The following is a 6,080-nucleotide window of genomic DNA, read 5'->3' as shown; positions in this document are numbered from 1 at the left end:
CGGGCAGCGTCGTCCGCCTCGCCTCGGAGGCGGTGCCCGCGGCCGCGCCGCCGCGGCCCGGCGGCACGGCGGCGCCGCTGGCCGAGTTGCGCGCGCTCTGCCTCGCCCGCATCGACCCGGCGCAGGTCGCCAACATGGCGCCGGAACGGCTGGCCGCCGAGGTGGAGCGGCTGCTGGCCGAGGTGGCGACCGAGCAGCGGCTGCAGCTCAACGCGCGGGAGCAGCGGCAGCTCGCGCTCGACCTCGTGGACGACATGCTCGGCCTCGGCCCGCTGGAGCCGCTGCTGGAGGACGACACGATCACCGACATCATGGTGAACGGCCATGACCGGGTCTTCGTCGAGCAGCACGGCAAGGTCACCCTGTCGGGCGTGCGGTTCCGCGACAACCAGCACCTGGCGAACATCGCCCAGCGCATCGCCGCCGCGGTCGGCCGCCGGATCGACGAGAGCAGCCCGATGGTGGATGCGCGGCTGGCCGATGGCAGCCGCGTCAACATCGTCTTCCCGCCTCTGGCGCTGGACGGGCCGGCCGTCTCCATCCGCAAATTCGCCCGCCGCGTGATCGACTTCGACCGGCTGGTGGAATTCGGCGCCCTGCCGCGGCCGATGGCGAAGGCGTTGCAGGTGGCGGCGCGCAGCCGGCTGAACGTCGTGATCTCCGGCGGCACCGGGTCCGGCAAGACCACCATGCTGAACGCGCTCAGCCGGATGATCGACCCCACCGAGCGGATCGTGACGGTCGAGGACGCGGCCGAGCTGCAGCTGCAGCAGCCGCATGTGGTGCGGCTGGAGACGCGGCCGCCGAGCCTGGAGGGCAAGGGGGAGGTGACGCAGCGCGACCTGGTGCGCAACGCGCTGCGCATGCGCCCCGACCGGATCATCCTCGGCGAGTGCCGCGGCGCCGAGGCCTTCGACATGCTGCAGGCGATGAACACCGGCCATGACGGCAGCATGAGCACGGTGCACGCCAACACGTCCCGCGATGCGCTGACCCGCATCGAGAACATGGTGATGATGGGCAGCTTCGGCCTGCCCACCCGGGCGATCCGCACCCAGATCGCCAGCGCGGTGGACCTGATCATCCAGGTGGAGCGCCAGCGCGACGGCGCCCGCCGGGTGATGCAGGTGACCGAGGTGGTGGGGCTGGAGGGCGAGGTCTTCACCCTGAACGACGTCTTCGCGCTGGAGCACGAGGGCGAGGGGCCGGATGGCCGCCTGCGGGTGCGCTGGCGCGCCAGCCGGGCGCGGCCCGCCTTCCTGCCGCGGCTGGCCTATTTCGGGCTGGACCGCGCCTGGGCGGCGGCGCTGGAGGAGGCCGAGCGTTGAGCGGCCTGGCGGTCGCGGGCGCCGGCCTGCTGGGGCTTGCCCTGCTGGTCGTGGCCGGGCTTGGCGCCCTGGCGCGGCAGGAGAAGCGGCGGGCGCGGGTGCTGGCGGTGGCCGCGCCGCTCTGGCCGGCGGTGGCCGGCGGGGCGGCGGGCGGCGGGCTGCTGGCCGACTGGGCGGGCGGTGCCGTGGTCGCGCGCCTGGCCAGGCTGTTCGGCATCGACCGCGACCGGCTGGCCGACTACCCCGTGCGCTGGTGGCTGGTGCCGGTCGTCACCCTGCCGCTGGCCCGGGCGCTGGCGGGCATCGCCGCCGCCCTGCTCGGCGATCCGCTGGTCTTCGCCACGCCGGTCGCCTGGGTGCTGCTGAGCCGCGCCAGCTTCGGCTGGATGGAGCAGCGGCGGATCGACACGCTGTTCCGGCAATTCCCCGATGCGCTCGGCCTGGTGACCCGCGCCGTCCGCGTCGGCATCCCGGTGACGGAGGCGGTCCGGGCGGTGGGGCGGGAGGGACCGGCCGAGACGGCGGCGGAGTTCCGCCGCATCGCCGATCGCCTGGCGATCGGCCTGCCGCTGGACCAGGCGCTGGCGGAGACCGCGCACCGCAACGGCGTGCCGGAATACCGCTTCTTCGCCACCGCCCTGGCGCTGCAGGCGCAGACCGGCGGCGGGCTGGCGGAGACGCTGGAGAACCTGGCGGAGGTGATCCGCAAGCCGGTCGGCCTGCGCGAGCGGGCGCATGCCCTGGCGTCGGAGGCGAGGACCTCCGCCGGCATCCTGGTGGCGCTGCCCTTCATCACCGGCGGCGCCCTGGCGGCGATCAATCCCGATTATTTCGCCCTGCTCTTCAAGGATCCCGGCGGCCAGGCCATCCTCGGCCTGGCCATCGGGCTGCTGCTGGCCGGCATCCTGGTGATGCGCACCATCATCCGCCGGTCGCTGTCATGACGCCGCCGCTCGGGATGCCGCTGCTCTGGGCCGGGCTCTTCGCCCTGCTGGCGATCGGGTTGCTCGGCATGGTCCTGCTGCAGCAGATGGACCGCCACCGCCGGGTCTTCGCGCGGCTGGAGGCGGTGCAGCGGGCGGCAGGCATCGACCAAGTGGTGCTGCCCTGGTCGCTGCGGCGGCTGCTGCTGCGGCTGCTGGCCGGCATCGGCCGGCTGCTGACCCAGGGCGGCGTCCTGTCCGCCCGGACGGTGGCGGAGCTGGAGCAGACCCTGACCGCCGCCGGCTTCCGTGGAGACCGCGCATTGTCCATCTTCGTCGGCGCCAAGATGCTGCTGCTTCCGGGCCTGCCGCTGCTGGCGGTGGCCGGGCTGCACCTGGCGGGCGCCGGCCAGCCGGCCTGGAGCGTCGGCCTGATCGCCGCGGCCATCGCCGGCCTGCTGCTGCCGGACATGACCGTCCGCCGGCTGCGCCGCGCCTACCTGCGGGAGCTGGAGCGCGGCCTGCCGGACGGGCTGGACCTGATGGTGATCTGCGCCGAGGCGGGCCTCTCGCTGGAGACCGCGATCGAGCGCGTCTCGGTCGAGATCGCGCCGGCCAACCGCGCCGTGGCGGCGGAGTTCGCGCTCTGCGCCAGCGAGCTGCGGATCCTCGCGGATCGCCGCACCGCGCTGGCGAACATGGCCGAGCGCACCGGGCTGGACCTGCTGCGCCGCATCGGCATGACGTTGGCACAGACGCTGCAGTACGGCACACCGCTGACCAAGGCGCTGCGCACCCTGTCGGCCGAGATGCGGCAGGAACAGCTGACCCGGTTCGAGGCGCGGGCCGCCCGGCTGCCGGTGCTGCTGACCGTGCCGATGATCGCCTTCATCCTGCCGACCCTGTTCCTGGTCGTCGGCGGGCCGGCCGTGCTGCAATTGATACGGCTTTGGTAGGCCGGCCGTGACGGGGTGGCTGCGGCGCGACCGGCGTGGCGTCTCGACGGTGGAGTTCGCCGTCACCGCCGGCGCCTTCTTCGCCCTGGTCCTGCTGCTGATCGAGGCCGCCTGGCAGGTTGCGGTCGCCGCTGCGCTCGACCTCGGCACCCGCCAGGCCTCCCGCTGGGTGGCGACCGGGCAGGCCGCGCCGGCGGGACAGACGCGCACCGCCTATGCCAGCACGCTGATCCTGCGGGCCTCCGGCCTGCCGCTCGATGCCGCGACGCTGCAGGTGACGGTCGAGAGCGCCGGCAGCTTCGCCGCCTTCGCCGCCGGCGGGTCGCGACCCGGGCTGGGCGGCCCCGGCGACGTGCTGCGCTACACCGTGGCCTATCGGTCCATGCCCATCACGCCCTTCGGCCGCGGCCTGATGCGGGACGGGCTGCAGCTGCAACTCATCATCCTGGCGAAGAATGAGCCCTATCCGCAGACGTGACGCGCGGCGCGGCACCGCGGCGGTGGAATTCGCACTGGTCGCGCCGCTGCTGGTCCTGCTGGCCATCGGCACCGCCGAGATGGTGGTGCATCTGCGCACCTGGTTCCGGCTGGAACGCACGGCCGCCGAGGTCGCCAATGTCGCCAGCCAGGCGGAGACGCTGGCCGAGGCCGATGTGAACGCGCTGTTCGACGCGGCCCGGATGATCGCCGCCCCCATCCTCGCCTGGTCCAGCGGCGACGGCACCGCATTCACCATGATCAGCGTGGTGGCCGGCACCGCCAATGGCGGCAACCGGCTGTGCTGGACGCGGTCTCGCGGCACGGTCAATGGCGGCAACCTGGTGGCGGGCCAGGGCACGCTGCCGAACGGCTTCCAGGTGCCCGCGGGGCAGAGCGTGCTGGTGGTCGAGATCGTCAACCGTGCCCGGCCCTGGTCGGTCGGCGCCGCGTCGCTCTTCCTCGGCAGCGCCGGGCCGGTGCGCAGCTACGCGATCCTGCGGCCACGCCTCGCCTCCCTCACCAACCTCGACAGGCCCTGCCCATGACAAGGCTCGGCCGCCGCGGCGGCATCGCCATCCTGACCGCGGCGCTGGCGGTGCCGCTGATCGGGATCGTCGGCATCGCGGTGGACGGGGCGCGCGCCTGGCTGCTGCGCTCGCGGCTCTACACCGCGCTGGACGCGGCGGCGCTGGCCGGGGCGCGCAACCTCAACCTGCCCGCCGGCCAGCGGGATGCCGAGATTGCCGGCATGTTCTGGACCAATTTCGGGACGCGTGTCCCGCAGGCGGGGGCGGGCGCGCCGATCGGCGCGGCCCGGCGCGGCTTCCTCGACTCCCTCGCAACCCTCGACGCCCCGGTGGCGTCGCAGGATGCGGGCACGGTCCGGGTCGCCGCCTCGGCGGTCATCGACACCAGCTTCGCCCGCGTGCTGGGCATCCGCACCCTGACCGTGGCGGCGACGGCGGAAGCCAAGCGCGCCGATCTCGGCATGGAGATCGCGCTGGTGCTCGACGTCACCGGGTCCATGGGCAGCAACCGCACGCCCAGCGCGATCGGCAGCGCCACCAGCAACGGGACCAATATCGACGCGTTGCGGCTGGCGGCCGGCGACCTGGTCAACATCCTCTACGGCAACCGCGAGACCGTGCCGAATCTTTGGGTCTCCGTGGTGCCCTACACCACCACGGTGAATATCGGGACGGCGCGCACCGACTGGCTGGACCCCGGCCAGCGCGACGCCACCCGCTACGGCCCGGTCGGCTGGCGCGGCTGCGTCGAGGCACGGTCCTTGCGCGGCAACGACCAGACCGACGCGCCGCCGGGCGTCGAGCTGTTCCGACCCTATTTCTGGGCGTCCACCCTCGGGAAATACAGCTACACGGATTCCAGCCGGCGGGTGGTCGCCGTGCCGGGCGACAATGACTGGAATCCCTCCCTCACCGGCGCGAACCCGATCACCGAGCTGAACCAGGACGTGCGGGAGAACAACAGTGCCGGGCCGAATACCGGCTGCCCGCAGGCGCCCATCCTGCCGCTGACCGCCGAGCGGTCGAAGGTGATCGCGCGCATCCTGCAGCTGCGCTCCACCTTCAAGGGCGGCACCATGCATAATGTGGGCCTGCAGGCGGGCTGGAGCACGCTGAGCCCGCGCTGGCGCGGGCTGTGGACCCTGCCTGCCGGGGCGGGCGACGGCAGCGCACCCGCCCTGCCGCTCGACTACTGCCGCCCCGGACAGGTGCCGACCTGCTTCATGCAGAAGGTCGTCGTGCTGATGACCGACGGCGTTGCCAACTGGAACGACTGGAACGGCGGCGCGCCCGGCACCTGCACCGACACCAGCACGAGCAACACCGCCACTCCGGCCGGCGGCGCTCCGCTGCGGCCGTTGGGCTGCCCAGCCAACACCGTCTACCCGGCTCAGGTCGTCGCCGCCGCCGACGCGCCGCCGATCCGGGTCGGCGCCGCTGGCTGGAACACCGACTATTCCGGCTATGGCCGCCTGCACGAGAACCGGCTGGGCGTCGCCCCGGGCAGCGTGACGACAGAGCTGAACCGCCGTATGACCCAGCTCTGCACCGACATGAAGCGGGCCGGCATCATCATCTACACCGTCACCTTCAACTTGACCGACGCGGCGACGCAGGACCTTTTCCGGGGCTGCGCCAGCCAGCCGGACTACTGGTTCAACAGCCCCACCCAGGCGGATCTGCGCGGCGCCTTCCGGCAGATCGGCTCGCAGCTCGCGAACCTGCGGCTGACCCGGTAGGCGGCCATGGGCGCGGCGCGGGCGGGCCCGCACCCGTCCGCCATGCGTCCGGCTTTACCGTGCGGCAAGCCTGCCGGTGCCATACCTCCGCTCCAGGCGCGACCATTGGGGGGCCGCTTCGCCGCCG

Annotated in this window: 6 protein-coding genes; all 6 read left to right on the top strand. The window is 73.3% G+C overall.

All coding sequences use genetic code 11. From position 1 onward, the window contains the following. The coding region (locus E2C05_RS14040) for a CpaF family protein (RefSeq protein ID WP_133220269.1) at positions 1–1,328 on the top strand (1,328 nt) is incomplete at its 5' end. Next, a complete protein-coding gene (locus E2C05_RS14035) occupies positions 1,325–2,272 on the top strand; it encodes a type II secretion system F family protein (RefSeq protein ID WP_133220268.1) in 948 nt (315 codons plus the stop codon). The genes E2C05_RS14040 and E2C05_RS14035, both read left to right, overlap by 4 nt. Continuing rightward, positions 2,269–3,207: a type II secretion system F family protein gene (locus E2C05_RS14030; RefSeq protein WP_133220267.1), complete on the top strand. Its 939-nt coding sequence runs from the start codon at positions 2,269–2,271 to the stop codon at positions 3,205–3,207. The genes E2C05_RS14035 and E2C05_RS14030 overlap by 4 nt, the downstream gene beginning before the upstream one ends. A gap of 7 nt (positions 3,208–3,214) precedes the next feature. After that, positions 3,215–3,685, top strand: coding sequence for a TadE/TadG family type IV pilus assembly protein (locus E2C05_RS14025; protein ID WP_133220266.1), 471 nt, complete (start codon positions 3,215–3,217; stop codon positions 3,683–3,685). Next, entirely contained in the window at positions 3,663–4,232 is a 570-nt protein-coding gene (locus E2C05_RS14020; protein WP_133220265.1) for a TadE/TadG family type IV pilus assembly protein, read from the top strand. Before E2C05_RS14025 ends, E2C05_RS14020 begins: the two co-directional genes overlap by 23 nt. Continuing rightward, positions 4,229–5,953, top strand: a complete 1,725-nt coding sequence (locus E2C05_RS14015; RefSeq protein WP_133220264.1) for a pilus assembly protein TadG-related protein — start codon at positions 4,229–4,231, stop codon at positions 5,951–5,953. The genes E2C05_RS14020 and E2C05_RS14015 overlap by 4 nt, the downstream gene beginning before the upstream one ends. Positions 5,954–6,080 lie beyond the last annotated feature (127 nt).

This window comes from Paracraurococcus ruber (genome assembly GCF_004353985.1).
Classification (GTDB): Bacteria; Pseudomonadota; Alphaproteobacteria; order Acetobacterales; family Acetobacteraceae; genus Paracraurococcus; species Paracraurococcus ruber.
This window is presented reverse-complemented; position numbering and strand designations above follow the sequence as displayed.